Below are 15,676 nucleotides of genomic sequence, written 5' to 3' on the forward strand. Positions count from 1 at the left end.
CGCTTCGTTTCTTTTGGACGCCCGGGCGCCCCATGGCTCTTACCCCTGATCCACGGATCGGCATCATCGGTCTCGGTTACGTCGGACTGCCGCTCGCGGTCGAATTCGGCCGGCACTTCGATACGCTTGGCTTCGATATCGACCCGGCCCGGCTCGAGCAGCTCCGCGCCGGGCACGACCATACGATGGAGGTCACCGGCGACGCGCTCTCGGCCGCCGCCCGGTTGCGCTATAGCGGCGACATCGCCGATCTTGCCGATCGCAACGTCTACATCGTCACCGTGCCCACGCCGATCGACGAGGCACAGCGGCCGGATCTCGAGCCGCTGGAGAAGGCCTGCCGGATGCTCGGTGGGGTCATTCGCCATGGCGACCTGGTGATTTTCGAATCCACGGTCTATCCGGGCACGACCGAAGAGATCTGCGTGCCCCTCCTGGAGGCCGGCTCCGGCCTGGTCTTCAACGTGGATTTTCACTGCGGCTACAGTCCCGAGCGCATCAATCCGGGCGACCATGCGCGTCGTGTCGTGGACATCCGCAAGCTCACCTCGGGTTCCACCCCCGAAGCGGCCGATCGCGTGGACGCGCTGTATCGCACGATCATCCGTGCAGGCACGCACAAGACATCGTCGATCCGCATTGCCGAATCGGCAAAGGTCATCGAGAACGTGCAGCGAGACGTCAACATCGCCCTGGTCAACGAGCTCGCCCTGATCTTCAACCGGTTGGGGATCGACACCGGCGAAGTGCTCGAGGCGGCCGGCACGAAGTGGAACTTCCTGCCATTCCGGCCCGGCCTGGTCGGTGGACATTGCATCGGCGTCGACCCGTACTACCTCACGCACAAGGCGGAAGTCACCGGCTACCACCCGGAGCTGATCCTCGCCGCACGTCGCATCAACAGCCGCATGGGCACCTACGTGGCGGACCGTGTCATTCGCCTGATGAGTGAGCGTCGCCTGCACATCGTCGATGCGCGCGTACTCGTCCTCGGTTTCGCCTTCAAGGAAAACTGCCCGGACCTACGCAACACGCGCGTGATCGATATTGTCCGCGACCTGAAGAAGTCGATGGCGAATGTCGATGTGTACGACCCTTGGGTGGACAACGAAGAGTGCTCGCGGGAGTACGGCGTACGCACGATCGACGCGATCGAAGAGGGCGTGTACGACGCCGTGATCGTCGCCGTGGCGCACGATGAATTCCGCGCCTTCGGCCCGCAGAAGATTCGCGGGTTCGGCAGGAAGGGCGCCGTCGTCTACGACGTAAAATCCGTCCTCCCCCAGGACAGCGTGGACGGCCGATTATAAAAATGTGGGAGCCGATTCATCGGCGAAGGTTGCTCGCGGAGGACCGTAAAAACTTGCGCTTCTTCGCCTTTCATGCACCTTTCTGAATGCCGCCATGGCGCCGTTTCCGTAAGTATTGACTCACCTCTCAGGAACAGCGACGTTGTGCTCCCCACAGAGGAGACCAGCATGACTATCAAAGCCGGAAGCAACACCCAGAACCGCTCGCGAGTTCTCGCACTACTCGTGATGGGCGCGGCGTTCATGGCACCGCTGGCCGCCAACGCCGACGACCATCATCCGCCGGTGCACCATCGTCACCAGGTCTGCCACAACGCGCGCGTGTCCGACCATCACGGTCACTATCACACCACCCGCCAGTGCCATTGGGTGAATCGCTGATCTGCTGAGCGGATGAAAAAAGAGCCGGCATATAGCCGGCTTTTTTTTACGCACTTTCTGTGGGAGCCGATTCATCGGCGAAAGGGTGCTTGCGACAACCTTGCCCGCTGCCGCGCGATCGCCGATGAATCGGCTCCTACACGAGATGAGCTCGGTCAGGAGAGGTTGTAACCACGCTCCTCGTGCAACGCCAGGTCCAGACCGATCTGCTCCTGCTCTTCGTCGACACGCAGGCCCATCGTGACCTTGATGCCCTTGAAGATGGCGTAGCTGAGCACGGCGCTGTAGACGACGGTGAACGACACGCCCTTGAACTGGATCCAAAGCTGCAGGCCGAGATCCGTGACCGTGCCGAAGCCGCCGAGCACGGGTGCAGCGAGCGGACCGGTAAGCAGGGCGCCGATGATGCCGGCGATGGCATGCACGCCGAAGACATCGAGCGAGTCGTCGTAACCGAACTTGCGCTTGAGGCTCGTCGCGCTGAAGAAACAGACGAAGCCTGCGACGAAGCCGAGCACAAGTGCGCCACCCGGTCCGCACGTGCCGGCCGCTGGCGTGATCGCGACGAGTCCGGCCACGGCTCCCGACGCGATGCCGAGCACGCTGGCCCGACGATGAGTGATCCATTCGATCGCGGTCCAGCCGATGGCGGCGGCAGCGGTAGCGATCTGCGTCACCAGCATGGCCATGCTGGCACTGCCGTTCGCGGCCACGGCGGAGCCGGCGTTAAAGCCGAACCAGCCGAGCCACAGCATGCTGGCGCCGACCAGCGTGTAGCCGAGGTTGTGCGGCGGCATCGCGGTGTTCGGATAGCCACGGCGCTTTCCGATGACGAGGCAACCGACCAGACCCGCGATACCGGCATTGATGTGCACCACGGTACCGCCGGCGAAGTCGAGCACGCCGAGGTCGCCGAGGAAGGAGCCGGGACCGCCCCAGACCATGTGCGCGATCGGCAGGTAGACCAGGGTGAACCACAATGCGGTGAAGACGAGCAGTGCCGAGAACTTCATGCGCTCGGCAATCGCGCCGACGATCAGTGCAGGCGTGATGATCGCGAAGGTCATCTGGAACATCACGAACACGGCTTCGGGAACGGTCTGGTAGAGGCTGCCGGGCGTGAGGCCCGCGAGCATGCCGTGGCCGAGGCCGCCGATGAAGGAGTGCAGATTGGTCGTGCCGGCGGTCATGCCGGTGTTGTCGAAGGCCAGGGAGTAGCCGTAGACCACCCAGAGGATGGTGACCAGGGCGGTAATCGCAAAACACTGCATGAGAACCGAGAGCAGGTTCTTCGCGCGGACCATGCCGCCGTAGAACAGGGCCAGTCCCGGGATGGTCATCAGCAGGACGAGCATCGTCGCGGTGAGCATCCAGGCGGTATCGCCGGAATCGAGCTTTGCTGGCGTGGCTGCCTGGGCGAAGGCGCTACAGGGAATCAGTGCGGCGGCAGATGCTGTGGCGAGTGTGCGTACGAGCTTAGAGCGCATCGGCGTCGACCTCCTGCGTGCGGATCCGGATCGCTTGCTCCAGGTCGATGACGAAGATCTTGCCATCGCCGATCTTCCCGGTCTTCGCCGCGTTCATGATCGCCTCGACCGCCCGTTCGAGTTGCTCGTCGGTGACGGCGATCTCGATCTTGAGCTTGGGCAGGAAGTCGACGACGTACTCGGCGCCACGATAAAGCTCGGTATGCCCGTGCTGGCGGCCGAAGCCCTTGACCTCGGTCACGGTCATGCCCTGTACCCCGGCCTCGGCGAGGGCTTCACGGACGTCGTCCAGCGTGAACGGCTTGATGATGGCGTTGATCCACTTCATGTGCCGCGGTTCCCCTTTGGTTGGCTAGAGGGGAAAGAGCAGGATGCGTGCCAGAGCGTTGCAAGATGCGGCAGCCCTTGTGCGGTGCGACATGGCGCCCGAGGGACGGACATCAGATGAATGGTATGCACCATAAACGGGATATAAAAGCCCCATAACGGTGCGATCGCACACCCTGCAGGGGCCGATTCATCGGCGAATGGGTGCTGGCATCGACCTGCCCGCTGCCGCGGAATCGCCGATGAATTGGCGCCTACAGGAGGCTGATTGCCGTACCGTTTTCCATTGGTAGACGCACTCGGACTCGCAGCCCGCCGGACACGCTGCTCTCGAGCAAAATATCGCCGCCGTGGCCGCGCACCGCAGAGCGCGCCGCAGCGAGACCCAGGCCGACGCCGCCCGTCTGCCGGTTGCGTGAAGTCTCCACCCGATAGAACGGCCGAAAGACATCTTCGTGCAGATGTGTCGGTATACCGCTGCCGTCGTCATCGACGACGATCTCGACCCACTCGGTGCCTGCCGAGAGGCGGACGGAAGCACGCACGCCGTACTTGATGGCATTGTCGACCAGGTTGGCGATCGCACGGCGCAGCGTCAGTGGGCGGCCGACATAAGCAATGGCCTCGCCAGTTTGGAAAGCGACATCGTCACCTGCGTCCCGGAAGTCATCCAGCACGGTATCGACCAACTCCGACAGGTTGAAGCGTGTGGCAGCTTCCTGTTCGCTGTCGTCGCGAAAAAAATTCAACGACGCGTTCACCATCGCCTGCATCTCGTCCACATCGCGGAACAGCTTCCGCTGCTGTTCCTCATCTTCGATGAACTCGCCGCGCAGGCGCATGCGTGTGAGCGGTGCGCGCAAGTCGTGCGAGATCGCGGCGAGCATGTGGGTACGGTCGGCGACGTAGCGCTGAACCCGGGCCTGCATCTCGTTGAATGCCTGGCCGGCGAGACGGATCTCGAGCGGGCCGGTGGCTTCCACCGGTGGTGCATTGACGTCGGTCCCGAAGCGCTGCGCCTGCCTGGCGAAGCGTTCCATGGGGCGAGCAAGCCGCCGGCTGGCCAGGGCGGCGACGCACAGGCTGCACGCAATAAGAACGCCCCCGGTAATGAGCGCGCGCTTGCCCCTACCTAGTCCCCAACTGCGCTCTGGCGCCACGAACATTGCCCAGGATCCATCGGACAGGCTGATCGCGAGCCCGTAGTTTTTCTCAGGATGCCCCTGGAGATCCAGGTCGCCCGGTTCGTAGGCAAGCACTCGCGTACCAGGCTGCTGAAGCAGCGTCCGGACCTTTTCGCTGCCGCTATGGTAGGTGGATGTAGCGATGGGAAAAGGAAGCGCACCGTCGTTCGGCACCCAGCTCGGCGCGTAGGCATCGTTCTTTGCGGATGCGGCGAGTCGTGGGCGCCACGCAGGCGGCGCTTCATCCAGGATGCGGGTAACGGCGACGGCCTGGTCGATGATTCCGACCTCATCGAGGCCGGGCTTGGCCCATACGCCGGCGAAGGCCATGAAGGCGGCGTTCGTCGCTGCCGCAATGGCTATCGTAACGATCATATTGACGGCGAACCATCGGCTGATGGTGTCCGATGCCCAGGGACGCGGGCGAATCACTGTCGTTCCACGGCGGAAGCGAACAGGTAACCGACATTGCGAACCGTGCGGATGATCTCCGGGTCGCTGGGGTCTTCCTCGATCTTACGGCGCAACCGACTTACCTGCACGTCGATGCTGCGATCGAACGCTTCATGAGCCGGGCCACGTGACATATCGATGAGCTGCTCACGTGTAAGCACGCGCTGCGGGTGCTGCGCGAACGCCACCAGTAGCTCGAACTCGCCACCCGAGAGCGGTGTGAGCGTGAAGTCGGAAGAGCGCAACTCTCGCCGTACGATGTCGAGCCGCCAGCCGCTGAAGCATAACTTGGGGGAGTGACTGACAAGTGCTGGCTGCACTGGCGATCCATCGCTGCGACGAAGCACGGCGCGCACGCGAGCGAGCAGTTCGCGCGCATCGAAGGGTTTGGTCACGTAGTCATCCGCGCCGAGCTCCAGACCGACGATGCGGTCGGTCGCCTCGACGACGCCGGTCACCATGATGATCGCCATGCGACCGGCCGCCCGAATGCGCTTGCAAAGACTGAAGCCGTCTTCATCGGGCAGCATCACGTCGAGCAGGACGAGGTCGTAGGACGCCTTCGCGAGCCGGGCATCCATTTCCTTGCCCGAGGCCGCCATGTCGGTCTCGAAGCCGTTCCGATGGAAGAACCGCTGCAGTAGCGAGCGGATTTCCTCGTCGTCGTCCACGATGAGAAGGCGTTGCATGCGTGGGCCGATTCCGTTGTGCGTGGCGCTATTTATATCGGGTCGGGGCACCGCTTTGTCATTTATTTCCAGCTGGAAACACTATGTCCGGCCAGACGCCAGGTGGAAAAACACTATACGTAAACGGCCGTCACTCTCAGGCGAAGCCCGCCCAACCGAGAGAGCAAGATGACCGTCACCCAGTGTTCGACCCCGAAATTCACGGCGATTATCGCGATGCTGGCGCTGTCCGCCTGCTCCCATGGCGTCAAGAAAGGCGAGCCGGGTGACAGCGGCACCCCTGCCGCGCGGGACGAGCCCATCAACCGCAAGGTGTTTGCCTTCAACGAGGGTGTGGACCACGCGATCCTGCGGCCCGTCGCGCGGGGTTACTCCCATCTGGGTCAGCCGGTGCGCAATGGCGTGCGCAACTTCGCGCAGAACCTGCAGGAGCCGGTGGTCTTCGCCAATGACGTCCTCCAGGCCAATTTCCTGCGTTCGCTCAATACCGCTGGCCGTTTCATCGTGAACAGCACGGTTGGCGTGGTCGGGATCTTCGATGTCGCCAATCACTGGGGCATGCCTCACCACAGCGACGACCTGGGCCAGACCTTCGGGGTCTGGGGCATGGGGCCCGGACATACCGTCGAGCTGCCGGTATTCGGCTCATCGAACGTGCGCGACACGTTCGGGCGCATCCTGACGCTGGGACTGAACGGGCTCGGCGACAACTCTGACACCGTGGGAGATATCCAGCTCGCGGGCACGGCGGTCGGCATTGTCGATGGGCGGTCCCGCGCCTTGCCGTTCACCGACAAGCTGGAGCAGTCGCCCGATTACTACGCCGCGTTGCGCGATGCCGCGGCCGCACGCCGCATCGCGCTGGTCGAAGACGGTCGCGAGGGCTCGGTCCACTCCACGGTGCCCAGGAGTGACGGCCGCGCGGCCACTGGCCTGCCGGTCAACCCCTGAGACCGCCGCCATGTCCGTTCGCCTGTTGAGTGACACCGCCCGGGTGATGGCGGCGGCGCGCCACGTGGAGCCGAACCGGGCTCGGCGCCGGGCCTGGTATGTGGAGGATCCGATTGCCGAGTTGGGCTTTCGGACGGCGGAGGACGTGGTGGAGGCGGGGGAGACCTCGCGTCTTATCGCCATGATCGACGCCATCCGGGCCCACGAGCGCGGATCCTGACCCACACCGACCCTCTGCCCGGTAGGAGCCGATTCATCGGCGATCCCGCGGCAGCGGGCCGGGCTGCCGCGAGCACCCGATCGCCGATGAATCGGCTCCTACAGGAGCGGGGAATATCCCGGCGCCTTGCGGGGAAGCTCCGAAAACAGTACCATTTTGGTCCGGTATTGACTGTGCCCCTTCCCCGATGCTCCGTGTCAGCCGATTGACCGATTACGCGACCGTGGTGATGACCTGCATCGCCGCGCACCCTGCCGACGTTCTGAGCACTGCCCAGATCGCCGATGAGGCGCGCCTGGAGCTTCCGACGGTGTCGAAGCTGCTCAAGCTGCTCGGCCATGCGGGGTTGGTGGAATCGTTTCGTGGGGTCAACGGCGGCTACCGCCTCGCGCGTCCGGCCGAGGCGATCAGCCTCGCCGACATCGTCGAGGCGATGGAAGGACCCATCGGAATGACGGAATGCAGCGTGGCCCAGGGCCAATGCGATCGTCAGTCCCAATGTGGCGTCAGCGACAGCTGGCGCTCGGTTTCCGGGGCTATCGGCGGCGTGCTGCGCGCCATGACCCTGGCCCAGATGCTGGCCGGGCGCCCCACGGCGCCGGCGAAGGACGCGACCCAGGTCGCGCAGGCGAATGCATGAACGAGAGTGAAAACATGACACGCGACGTGGCAGCCCCGGTGCGCGACAACGCCGAAGTCGTAGAGGCGCTCAACCGCCGTTACGAAGCCGGTTTCGTCACCGATATCGAATCCGACAGCCTTCCGCCCGGCCTGAGCGAGGACATCGTCCGCCAGCTCTCCGCGATCAAGGGTGAGCCGGAGTGGATGCTCGAATGGCGCCTGGCTGCTTACCGGCACTGGCTGACCATGCCGGAACCGGATTGGGCCAAGCTGGATATCGCGCCGATCGACTACCAGTCCGTCAGCTATTACTCGGCGCCGAAGGCCGGCCCCAAGTCGCTGGCTGAGGTCGACCCGAAGCTGCTCGAAACCTACGAAAAGCTCGGCGTGCCGCTGCACGAGCGTGCGCGGCTGGCCGGCGTGGCCGTCGATGCGGTATTCGATTCCGTCTCGGTCGGCACGACGTTCCGGAAGGAACTCGCCGAAGCCGGCGTGATCTTCTGCTCGATGTCCGAAGCGATCCGCGAACATGGCGATCTCGTGCGCCAGTATCTCGGCAGTGTCGTCCCCACCGGCGACAACTATTTCGCGGCGCTCAACTCGGCGGTGTTCTCCGACGGCAGCTTCGTCTTCATTCCGAAGGGCGTGCGTTGCCCCATGGAATTGTCGACTTACTTCCGTATCAACGCGATCAACACCGGGCAGTTCGAGCGCACGCTGATCGTCGTCGAGGACGACGCCTATGTGTCGTATCTCGAAGGCTGCACGGCGCCCATGCGCGACGAGAACCAGTTGCACGCAGCCGTCGTCGAGCTCATCGCGCTGGAACGCGCGCAAATCAAATACTCGACGGTGCAGAACTGGTACCCGGGCGATGAGAACGGCGTCGGTGGCATCTATAACTTCGTGACCAAGCGCGGCGATTGCCGCGGCGCGGACTCGAAGATCTCGTGGACCCAGGTCGAGACCGGTTCGGCGATCACCTGGAAGTACCCCAGCTGCGTCCTGCGCGGCGATCGTTCGGTGGGTGAGTTCTACTCGGTGGCACTGACGCATCACCGCCAGCAGGCCGACACCGGCACCAAGATGATTCACATCGGCAAAGGCACCAAGTCGAAGATCGTCGCCAAGGGCATCAGCGCCGGTCGCAGCTCGAACAGCTATCGCGGCCTGGTGAAGATCGAGAAGGGTGCCGATGGCGCGCGCAACTACACGCAGTGCGACTCCCTGCTTATCGGCAAGAAATGCGGTGCGCACACCTTCCCGTACATGGAAGTGAAGAATCCCAGCGCCATCGTCGAGCACGAGGCCACCACCTCGAAGATCTCCGACGATCAGCTGTTCTACTGCCTCTCGCGCGGTATCGGCGAAGAAGACGCGGTCTCCATGATCGTCGACGGTTTCTGCAAGCAGGTATTCCGCGAGCTGCCGATGGAGTTCGCTGTGGAAGCCAAGAAGCTGCTCGAAGTCTCACTCGAAGGCGCGGTGGGCTGAGCATGGGCATCGCCGGCTCCGCACCGGGCCTGACGGATCTGCGCGCGCTCCTGGCCGCGCTGGACCCCGAACTGGATCCCGTGCCGAAGCGCTTCCTGCATGCCTCCCATGAGAAGGCGCGTGAGCGCGTGGCCGACGCCCTGATGATGTTCCGCGAGGCGGAGGGCACCACGCTCATCGTCGACGTGGATGAAGACAATCTCGGCAACGAGCGCATGCTCTGGGCGCGTATCACCCTGCGTGTGCAGTCGAGTCTCACCGCGGTCGGCATGATGGCCGCCGTATCCGCCGCGCTGGCCAGGCGCGGCATTCCCTGCAATCCCGTATCCGCGTTCCTGCACGATCATCTCTTCGTGCCCTGGGAACGCCGCGATGACGCGCTCGACGCGCTGTCGCACCTCACGCCATGACGGACAGCACCATGCACATGCTTACGATCGACAACCTCCACGCCCGTGTCGAAGGCAAGGAGATCCTCAAAGGCCTCTCGCTCACCGTGAAACCCGGTGAAGTGCACGCGATCATGGGGCCGAACGGCGCGGGTAAATCCACGCTGGCCAATGTCCTTTCCGGGCGCGACGGCTACGAGGTCACCGAAGGTTCGGTGAACTTCGACGGCCGCGACCTGCTGGCACTGGAGCCGGAAGAACGCGCCGCGGTAGGCATGTTCCTCGCCTTCCAGTACCCGGTGGAAATCCCGGGCGTGAACAACACGTACTTCCTGCGTGCCGCGCTCAACGCGCAGCGGAAGTTCCGTGGTGAGGAGGAGCTGGACTCCATGCGGTTCCTCAAGCTGGTTCGCGAGAAGCTCAAGGTGATGCAGATCTCCGACGACCTTCTGCACCGCGCGGTGAACGAAGGTTTCTCCGGTGGTGAGAAGAAGCGCAACGAGATTTTCCAGATGGCCGTCCTCGAGCCGAAGCTGGCGATCCTCGACGAGACCGATTCCGGCCTCGACATCGACGCGTTGAAGCAGGTTGCCGAGGGCGTGAATGCCTTGCGCTCGCCGGACCGTTCCTTCCTCATCGTCACCCATTACCAGCGCCTGCTCGACTATATCGAGCCGGACTTCGTGCACGTGCTTGCCGGCGGTCGTATCGTCGAGAGCGGCGACAAGAGTCTCGCCTTGAAGCTCGAAGAGCAGGGCTACGCGTGGCTGGCGGATACCCATCCGGAACTGCGCAAGGCCGACCTCGCCGGAGCACCGGCATGAGCCAGGCGCCGTCCCCGTTCGTGCGGGCGGCGCTGGATGCCGCCACGGCCGTGCCGCCCAGCGGCATCGCCTGGCTCGATGCCGCGCGTCGCGAAAACCTGGAGTCGCTCGCCGAAACCGGCCTGCCCGAAACCCGTAACGAGTCCTGGAAATACACACCGCTCCGTGCGTTGTCGCAGCGTGCCTTCTCGCTCGCCGACACGGGCGTGGCGAACAGCCTCGCCGTGGATCCCGCGTCGTACGCCTTGCCGGGCGTTGACGGCTCGCGCATCGTCTTCGTCGACGGGGTGTTCCGCGCCGACCTGTCTTCACTCGAAGGTGGTGAAGGCGTGTCGCTGGCGCCGCTGGGCGTAGCGCTGGAAGCGCAGCCGGAACCGCTGCGCTTTGCGCTGGCAAACCGTTACCGCCGCGGCGCCGCCGATGCCTTCGCGCACCTGAATGCGGCGTTGGCGACCGACGGTGTGGTGCTGCAGATAGCGAACGGTACCGACGTTGCCAGGCCGGTGAATGTCGTGCACGTGTCGAGTGGCTCGCAGGCCGATACCGCGTGGCACGTTCGCGTGCTGGTCGACGTGGGGCAGGGTTCTCGCGTTGATGTGGTCGAGCACTTCGTCTCGTTGGGTGATGCCATCCAGCTGGGTACCGTCGTCGCCGACATCGTCGTGCGCGAGGGCGCTACGCTCGGGCTGGTCATCCTGCAGGATGCCTCGGCCTCGACCACCCTGATCCGTCGCAACCATGTGCGGGTCGAGGCGAAGGCTGCCGCGACCGTGCATGCGCTGGAGCTGGGTGGGGCCCTGGTCCGCCACGAACTCACGACCGAACTGGTCGGGGATGGCGCGCGTTTCGATTCGCGTGGCGTCTTCGCGCTGAGCGGCCGCCAGCATGTCGATACACAGCTCGAGGTGCGTCACAACGCTCGCGACACGACATCGGACGCGCTCTGGCGCGGCATCGCCGACGGCCGTTCGCGAGGTGTGTTCCGTGGCGCCATCGTCGTCGCGGAAGGTGCCGACGGTAGCGACGCCTCGCTGAGCAACAAGAACCTGTTGCTTTCAGCCCAGGCCGAGATCGACACCAAGCCGGAACTCGAGATCTACGCCGACGAGGTCAAGGCCGCGCACGGTGCGACCATCGGCCAGCTCGACGAACGTTCGCTGTTCTATCTGCGGTCGCGCGGTATCCCGCTGGCGCAGGCACGCAGCCTGCTCACGCTGGCGTTCTGCCGTGCCGCCCTCGAATCGCTTCCGAACGAGGCCTTGCGCGAGCACCTGGGCGACCTGCTGGTCGCACACCTGCCGACGGGGCCGTCCGACGCGCTCGTTACGTCCGCCCAATAAATCAGACCCGACACCGAACACCGGAGCCAAGCCATGAACGCCAAGCCCGAGCCAGCGGTGTTGCCGCTCGATGTGGAGCGCATCCGCGCCGATTTCCCGTTGCTGTCGCGTACGGTCCACGGCAAGCCGCTGATCTACTTCGACAACGCCAACACCAGTCAGAAGCCCGTGTCGGTGATCGAAGCGGTGGACCGTCACTACCGTCAGCACAACGCCAACGTCGCGCGTGCCGTGCATACGCTGGGCGAAGAAGCGACTGCCTCGTACGAGGGCGCGCGCGATGCGCTGGCGCGTTTCGTCAATGCGTCCTCGCGTGACGAAGTCATCCTCACTTCGGGCACCACGCAGGCGATCAACTTGGTCGCCTATAGTTACGCGCTCCCACGCCTGAAGTCCGGCGACGCGATCCTCACCACGGTGATGGAGCATCACGCGAACATCGTGCCCTGGCAGCTCGTGGCCGAGCGCACCGGCGCAACTGTCAAGGCGGCGCCGATCGATGCGAACGGCGAGCTGATTCTCGAGAAATTCTTCGAGATGCTGACGCCCGAGGTGAAGCTCGCTTGCGTCGGGCACGTGTCCAACGTGCTGGGCACGGTCAATCCTATCCGCGAGATCGCACGAGAGTGCCGCAAGCGCGGCATTCCGCTGCTGGTCGACGGCTCGCAGGCCGCCCCGCATCGTCGCATCGACGTCCAGGCCCTTGGCTGCGATTTCTACGCGATCACCGGGCATAAGATGCTGGCACCTACCGGTACCGGCGCGCTCTGGGCAAAGCGCGAGCACCTGATGTCGATGCCGCCGTTCTTCGGCGGTGGCGAGATGATCCGCGAGGTACGCTTCGAAGGGACGGTGTTTGCCGATCCGCCGCATCGTTTCGAGGCGGGCACGCCGAACATTGCGGGTTTCGCCGGTATGTCGGCTGCTATCGCCTACATCGAGGCTATCGGGTTCGATCGCCTGAATGCGTACGAACAGGAGCTCCTGGCATACGCCACGACGGCCATTGAGAGCCTTCCGGGCGTGCGGATCTTCGGCCGCGCGAAAGAAAAGGAACCGGTCGTCTCGTTCCTGCTGGAGGGTGCCCACGCCAACGACATGGCGACGCTGCTGGACCTCCAGGGTGTGGCCGTGCGCTCGGGCCACCATTGCGCACATCCCTTGATGCATTTCTTCGGGGTGCCCGCCACGCTGCGTGCGTCGCTTGCCTTCTACAACACGAAGGCCGAGGTAGACGGTTTCATCGAGGCGATCGGCAAGGTGCGCAAGCTGTTACTTTAAGACAACGGCAAGCCCTGTCTGCCGGCATTTTGTAGGAGCCGATTCATCGGCGATTCCTGCGGAGCGGCATTTGCAGCATGATCGCAAGCACCCGTTCGCCGATGAATCGGCTCCTACAGACATAGCCCCGCCCGCCCATGACCCCGACTCACACCTTCCGTAGCGCCACCCTTGCCGATGCCCCGCTCATCACGGTCCTGGTCGAGTCTGCTTATCGCGGCGACGCCAGCCGGGCCGGGTGGACCACCGAGGCCGATTTCCTCCATGGCCGGCGCACCGATGTCACCGAGATCGAAGAGCTGCTGACCAGCGAGAACGGTCGCTTCGTCCTGTTCGAGCAAGACGGCGTCGTCGGTGCATCCTGTTACATCGAGCGCCAGGGCTCGATCTGCTACTTCGGCATGTTCTCCGTCCATCCGCCGCTGCAGGGCGCGGGGATCGGCCGCCTGGTCATCGAGGAAGTCGAACGTATCGCCCGCAGGGAATGGGGCAGCGAGCGAATCGAGATGACGGTGATCGACATCCGTGAGGAACTGATCGCCTGGTACGAGCGCCGCGGTTATGTCCGTACGGGCAGGACCAAGGCTTTTCCGTACGGCGATGAGCGCTTCGGCCTGCCGCAGCGGGACGACCTTCGCTTCGAATACCTGGTGAAGGACCTGGACGCATGAGCGGCTGGATTCGTGTGGGAACGCGCGGCGAGCTCCTGCCGGGCGAGTTCAGGGTGGTCTGGGACGGCGACACCGCTATCGCCGTCTACAACATCGACGGCGCGCTTTATGCCATCGAGGACGTCTGCACGCACGACGGCGGCGAGCTGGCCGGTGGCCCGGTCGACGGCTTCGAGGTGGAATGCGTGCGTCATGGCGCGCGCTTCGACCTGCGTACGGGCGAGGTCACCTGTCCGCCCGCCTATGAGCCGGTCACGGTCTTCCCGGTGGAAGAGCGCGAGGGCGCCATCTGGACCCGCGACGACCGCTGAATTGAGCGGCAGATCTCGCCCTCAGGCTATGGCGCGCAACGCGTTCACGCCCTAAGCTTGCCCGCAGCGACACTTGTACCGGGGAATCCATGCTTTCGAACGACCGTCGGCGCGCCGCGCTCGCGTTCGCGCTCCTGTTCGTTCTCTATCAGGCCGCCGAAGGTATCGGTGCTCGCCTGTTCGGCAGCGTGTCCGTCCAGGCCACCTTCCTGCTGCTGATGCTCTTGAGTGCATGGCCGCTCGGTCGCTGGCTCGGTTTCCGCGGCTACGAGGCTTACGCACTCGAGTGGCGGCGCGCCGCGCCGCTCTTGCTGGTGGGCGGACTCGCGCTTGCCTTGCTGATGAAGTACGTCGCCGTCTGTGTGGGCATGGCCTTGAACGTTTATGCAGCGCGGGCGCCCGAGTCGACGCCCGCCGCGGCAGTGTCGTTTCTGTCGTCCATTCCGTGGGTCCTGGTGGTGACGCTCGTGCCTTCCGTGGCCGAGGACATCCTCACGCGAGGGTTTCTGTATCGCGCCGCGCGGATCCGCTGGCAGCCGTGGATGTTCGTCCTCGCCTCCAGCGTGCTCTATGTCCTCGACCACCTCTACCGGCTGAGGCAGGGGCCCTCGGAGTGGGCGACGCTGTTCTGCTTCGGTCTCGCGTATGCGACATCGGTGGTGCGCACCGGCTCGCTGTGGCTGGCTGTTGGCCTGCACTGGGGCTGGAACCTGGCCAACGTACTGATGGGGGACATCCTGCCGCATGATGTCGTGTCGACAACGTGGGCGCCCTTTCTTTCCGCCGCGGCGCACCTGGTCATCATGGGCGTGCTGTTCGCTATCCCTACGCAGCTCGAACGCGACGGGCTCGACGCCGACCTGGCCTGAAGGGACGGCTCAGAAGTGATAAACGAATGCCAGGGTCTCGGTCACCTGACGGGTCGAACCGAAGCGACTGACGAGCGGACTGGAGGCGGCATCGCCAAATAGCTTGCCGTAGCTCACGGCCAGCGCGAAGCCGGTCTGCTGCGACGTGGGAATGAAGGCGTCGTACTCGATATCCGCCGACTGCCCGCCGGCGCCAGGCTGCCATGCACGCGTACCGAGGTCGTCGGCCTCGCTCGGCGTCACGCCGAAGAAGCGGCGCATGGCCGGTCCGTTCATGCCTTGCACCTGCAACTCGAGCGAATGCTGGATGTACCAGACGTCCGGCAGTTGGTAGTCGGCGTAGATCGCCGCGTATGCGCCAGCGCCATCAGTGTCGTGGGCGATGTGGCTACCGACGCTGAACTTCTTCGTGAAGGCGTATTCGAGGTAACCACCTCCCTGGAAGCGCGGCGACAGCGAGGGGACCTTGCCGCCGAGCTGGCCCAGGTCGTCGCGCGTGCGTCCCCAGAGCCAACTGCCGTAAATGCCGCCATGCCAGTGCTCGCCGTGGATAAGATCGAGCTTGAGGCCATCGGAGGTGGAAAGCTCGCCCACGCCGGGGATTTCGATGTCGACATAGGGAATGCCCTGGTTGCGGCGATCCTTCGCACCCTGCCACGCGGGAAGGCGTTGCACGCCAGCACCAAAGGCATAGGTGGGCGCGTCATCGTCTGCGGCATGGGCGATCGTGCAGGCTATCAACAGGGACAGGGCGGCAAAACTCGAACGACGCATGCGCAAGAGCCGGGATGGGGATAATGAGAAGCATGCCACAGGCGCCTTATGTCACGCTTTCATCACGGGAAAGGGATCGGAAAGGCAGTCCACGTAGCCT

Annotated in this window: 18 protein-coding genes; 13 read left to right on the forward strand and 5 right to left on the reverse strand. The window is 64.3% G+C overall.

The annotated features are described in order from the left end of the window. Nucleotides 1–32: 32 nt before the first annotated feature. Nucleotides 33–1,310, forward strand: a complete 1,278-nt coding sequence (locus HB634_RS11265; protein ID WP_063572992.1) for a nucleotide sugar dehydrogenase — start codon at nt 33–35, stop codon at nt 1,308–1,310. 168 nt (nt 1,311–1,478) lie between these two features. Then, the gene (locus HB634_RS11270) at nt 1,479–1,691 is read left to right on the forward strand and encodes a hypothetical protein (RefSeq protein ID WP_063572993.1); all 213 of its coding nucleotides are present in this window, start codon (nt 1,479–1,481) and stop codon (nt 1,689–1,691) included. Nucleotides 1,692–1,846: 155 nt separating this feature from the next. Here HB634_RS11270 and HB634_RS11275 read toward each other — a convergent pair whose 3' ends face one another. The 4 genes from HB634_RS11275 to HB634_RS11290 all read right to left on the reverse strand — a co-directional run bounded on the left by HB634_RS11275 (nt 1,847) and on the right by HB634_RS11290 (nt 5,831). Then, nucleotides 1,847–3,178 (reverse strand): ammonium transporter, encoded by a 1,332-nt coding sequence (locus HB634_RS11275; protein ID WP_213948643.1) that lies wholly within the window; start codon nt 3,176–3,178, stop codon nt 1,847–1,849. Then, nucleotides 3,168–3,506: a P-II family nitrogen regulator gene (locus HB634_RS11280; protein WP_046965993.1), complete on the reverse strand. Its 339-nt coding sequence runs from the start codon at nt 3,504–3,506 to the stop codon at nt 3,168–3,170. Before HB634_RS11280 ends, HB634_RS11275 begins: the two co-directional genes overlap by 11 nt. Before the next feature lie 253 nt (nt 3,507–3,759). Continuing rightward, nucleotides 3,760–5,019: a HAMP domain-containing sensor histidine kinase gene (locus tag HB634_RS11285; RefSeq protein WP_213948644.1), complete on the reverse strand. Its 1,260-nt coding sequence runs from the start codon at nt 5,017–5,019 to the stop codon at nt 3,760–3,762. Nucleotides 5,020–5,117: 98 nt separating this feature from the next. Next, nucleotides 5,118–5,831 carry a response regulator gene (locus HB634_RS11290; RefSeq protein WP_213948645.1) on the reverse strand — a complete coding sequence of 238 codons (714 nt, stop codon included), beginning with the start codon at nt 5,829–5,831 and terminating at the stop codon, nt 5,118–5,120. Between the two features lie 168 nt (nt 5,832–5,999). Between HB634_RS11290 and HB634_RS11295 the strand changes: the two genes are divergently transcribed. From HB634_RS11295 to HB634_RS11345, 11 genes are all read left to right on the forward strand, one after another. Further along, nucleotides 6,000–6,782, forward strand: a complete 783-nt coding sequence (locus HB634_RS11295) for a VacJ family lipoprotein (protein ID WP_213948646.1) — start codon at nt 6,000–6,002, stop codon at nt 6,780–6,782. A gap of 10 nt (nt 6,783–6,792) precedes the next feature. Then, the gene (locus tag HB634_RS11300) at nt 6,793–7,002 is read left to right on the forward strand and encodes a hypothetical protein (protein WP_213948647.1); all 210 of its coding nucleotides are present in this window, start codon (nt 6,793–6,795) and stop codon (nt 7,000–7,002) included. 187 nt (nt 7,003–7,189) lie between these two features. Further along, on the forward strand, nt 7,190–7,642 hold the full coding sequence (locus HB634_RS11305; RefSeq protein WP_046965989.1) for an SUF system Fe-S cluster assembly regulator: 453 nt from the start codon (nt 7,190–7,192) through the stop codon (nt 7,640–7,642). A 14-nt stretch (nt 7,643–7,656) separates the two neighbouring features. Continuing rightward, on the forward strand, nt 7,657–9,117 hold the full coding sequence (gene sufB, locus HB634_RS11310) for a Fe-S cluster assembly protein SufB (protein WP_213948823.1): 1,461 nt from the start codon (nt 7,657–7,659) through the stop codon (nt 9,115–9,117). A gap of 2 nt (nt 9,118–9,119) precedes the next feature. Beyond that, a complete protein-coding gene (locus HB634_RS11315) occupies nt 9,120–9,527 on the forward strand; it encodes an ACT domain-containing protein (protein WP_063573851.1) in 408 nt (135 codons plus the stop codon). Between the two features lie 17 nt (nt 9,528–9,544). Continuing rightward, complete coding sequence (gene sufC, locus HB634_RS11320; protein ID WP_213948824.1) at nt 9,545–10,330, forward strand: Fe-S cluster assembly ATPase SufC; 786 nt, start codon at nt 9,545–9,547, stop codon at nt 10,328–10,330. After that, the gene (gene sufD / locus HB634_RS11325) at nt 10,327–11,670 is read left to right on the forward strand and encodes a Fe-S cluster assembly protein SufD (RefSeq protein WP_213948648.1); all 1,344 of its coding nucleotides are present in this window, start codon (nt 10,327–10,329) and stop codon (nt 11,668–11,670) included. Before sufC ends, sufD begins: the two co-directional genes overlap by 4 nt. Nucleotides 11,671–11,703: 33 nt before the next feature. After that, the gene (locus HB634_RS11330) at nt 11,704–12,951 is read left to right on the forward strand and encodes a cysteine desulfurase (protein WP_213948649.1); all 1,248 of its coding nucleotides are present in this window, start codon (nt 11,704–11,706) and stop codon (nt 12,949–12,951) included. A gap of 137 nt (nt 12,952–13,088) precedes the next feature. Next, nucleotides 13,089–13,622, forward strand: coding sequence for a GNAT family N-acetyltransferase (locus tag HB634_RS11335; protein WP_213948650.1), 534 nt, complete (start codon nt 13,089–13,091; stop codon nt 13,620–13,622). Beyond that, a complete protein-coding gene (locus HB634_RS11340) occupies nt 13,619–13,933 on the forward strand; it encodes a non-heme iron oxygenase ferredoxin subunit (RefSeq protein WP_063573393.1) in 315 nt (104 codons plus the stop codon). The genes HB634_RS11335 and HB634_RS11340 overlap by 4 nt, the downstream gene beginning before the upstream one ends. 89 nt (nt 13,934–14,022) lie before the next feature. Then, a complete protein-coding gene (locus HB634_RS11345; protein ID WP_063573392.1) occupies nt 14,023–14,802 on the forward strand; it encodes a type II CAAX endopeptidase family protein in 780 nt (259 codons plus the stop codon). A 9-nt stretch (nt 14,803–14,811) separates the two neighbouring features. On the opposite strand, the gene HB634_RS11350 is transcribed toward HB634_RS11345, so the two are convergent. After that, complete coding sequence (locus tag HB634_RS11350; RefSeq protein ID WP_063573391.1) at nt 14,812–15,576, reverse strand: MipA/OmpV family protein; 765 nt, start codon at nt 15,574–15,576, stop codon at nt 14,812–14,814. Between the last annotated feature and the right edge of the window lie 100 nt (nt 15,577–15,676).

Source organism: Luteibacter sp. dw_328 (assembly GCF_018449605.1).
Taxonomy (GTDB): Bacteria; Pseudomonadota; Gammaproteobacteria; order Xanthomonadales; family Rhodanobacteraceae; genus Luteibacter.

Coding starts and splice junctions, on each gene's coding strand:
- HB634_RS11315 (WP_063573851.1), top strand. CDS start 9,120: ATGGGCATCGCCGGCTCCGCACCGGGCCTGACGGATCTGCGCGCGCTC.
- HB634_RS11345 (WP_063573392.1), top strand. CDS start 14,023: ATGCTTTCGAACGACCGTCGGCGCGCCGCGCTCGCGTTCGCGCTCCTG.
- sufB (WP_213948823.1), top strand. CDS start 7,657: ATGACACGCGACGTGGCAGCCCCGGTGCGCGACAACGCCGAAGTCGTA.
- HB634_RS11340 (WP_063573393.1), top strand. CDS start 13,619: ATGAGCGGCTGGATTCGTGTGGGAACGCGCGGCGAGCTCCTGCCGGGC.
- HB634_RS11280 (WP_046965993.1), bottom strand. CDS start 3,506: ATGAAGTGGATCAACGCCATCATCAAGCCGTTCACGCTGGACGACGTC.
- HB634_RS11265 (WP_063572992.1), top strand. CDS start 33: ATGGCTCTTACCCCTGATCCACGGATCGGCATCATCGGTCTCGGTTAC.
- HB634_RS11300 (WP_213948647.1), top strand. CDS start 6,793: ATGTCCGTTCGCCTGTTGAGTGACACCGCCCGGGTGATGGCGGCGGCG.
- sufC (WP_213948824.1), top strand. CDS start 9,545: ATGCTTACGATCGACAACCTCCACGCCCGTGTCGAAGGCAAGGAGATC.
- HB634_RS11335 (WP_213948650.1), top strand. CDS start 13,089: ATGACCCCGACTCACACCTTCCGTAGCGCCACCCTTGCCGATGCCCCG.
- HB634_RS11270 (WP_063572993.1), top strand. CDS start 1,479: ATGACTATCAAAGCCGGAAGCAACACCCAGAACCGCTCGCGAGTTCTC.
- sufD (WP_213948648.1), top strand. CDS start 10,327: ATGAGCCAGGCGCCGTCCCCGTTCGTGCGGGCGGCGCTGGATGCCGCC.
- HB634_RS11295 (WP_213948646.1), top strand. CDS start 6,000: ATGACCGTCACCCAGTGTTCGACCCCGAAATTCACGGCGATTATCGCG.
- HB634_RS11290 (WP_213948645.1), bottom strand. CDS start 5,831: ATGCAACGCCTTCTCATCGTGGACGACGACGAGGAAATCCGCTCGCTA.
- HB634_RS11305 (WP_046965989.1), top strand. CDS start 7,190: ATGCTCCGTGTCAGCCGATTGACCGATTACGCGACCGTGGTGATGACC.
- HB634_RS11350 (WP_063573391.1), bottom strand. CDS start 15,576: ATGCGTCGTTCGAGTTTTGCCGCCCTGTCCCTGTTGATAGCCTGCACG.
- HB634_RS11285 (WP_213948644.1), bottom strand. CDS start 5,019: ATGGCCTTCGCCGGCGTATGGGCCAAGCCCGGCCTCGATGAGGTCGGA.
- HB634_RS11275 (WP_213948643.1), bottom strand. CDS start 3,178: ATGCGCTCTAAGCTCGTACGCACACTCGCCACAGCATCTGCCGCCGCA.
- HB634_RS11330 (WP_213948649.1), top strand. CDS start 11,704: ATGAACGCCAAGCCCGAGCCAGCGGTGTTGCCGCTCGATGTGGAGCGC.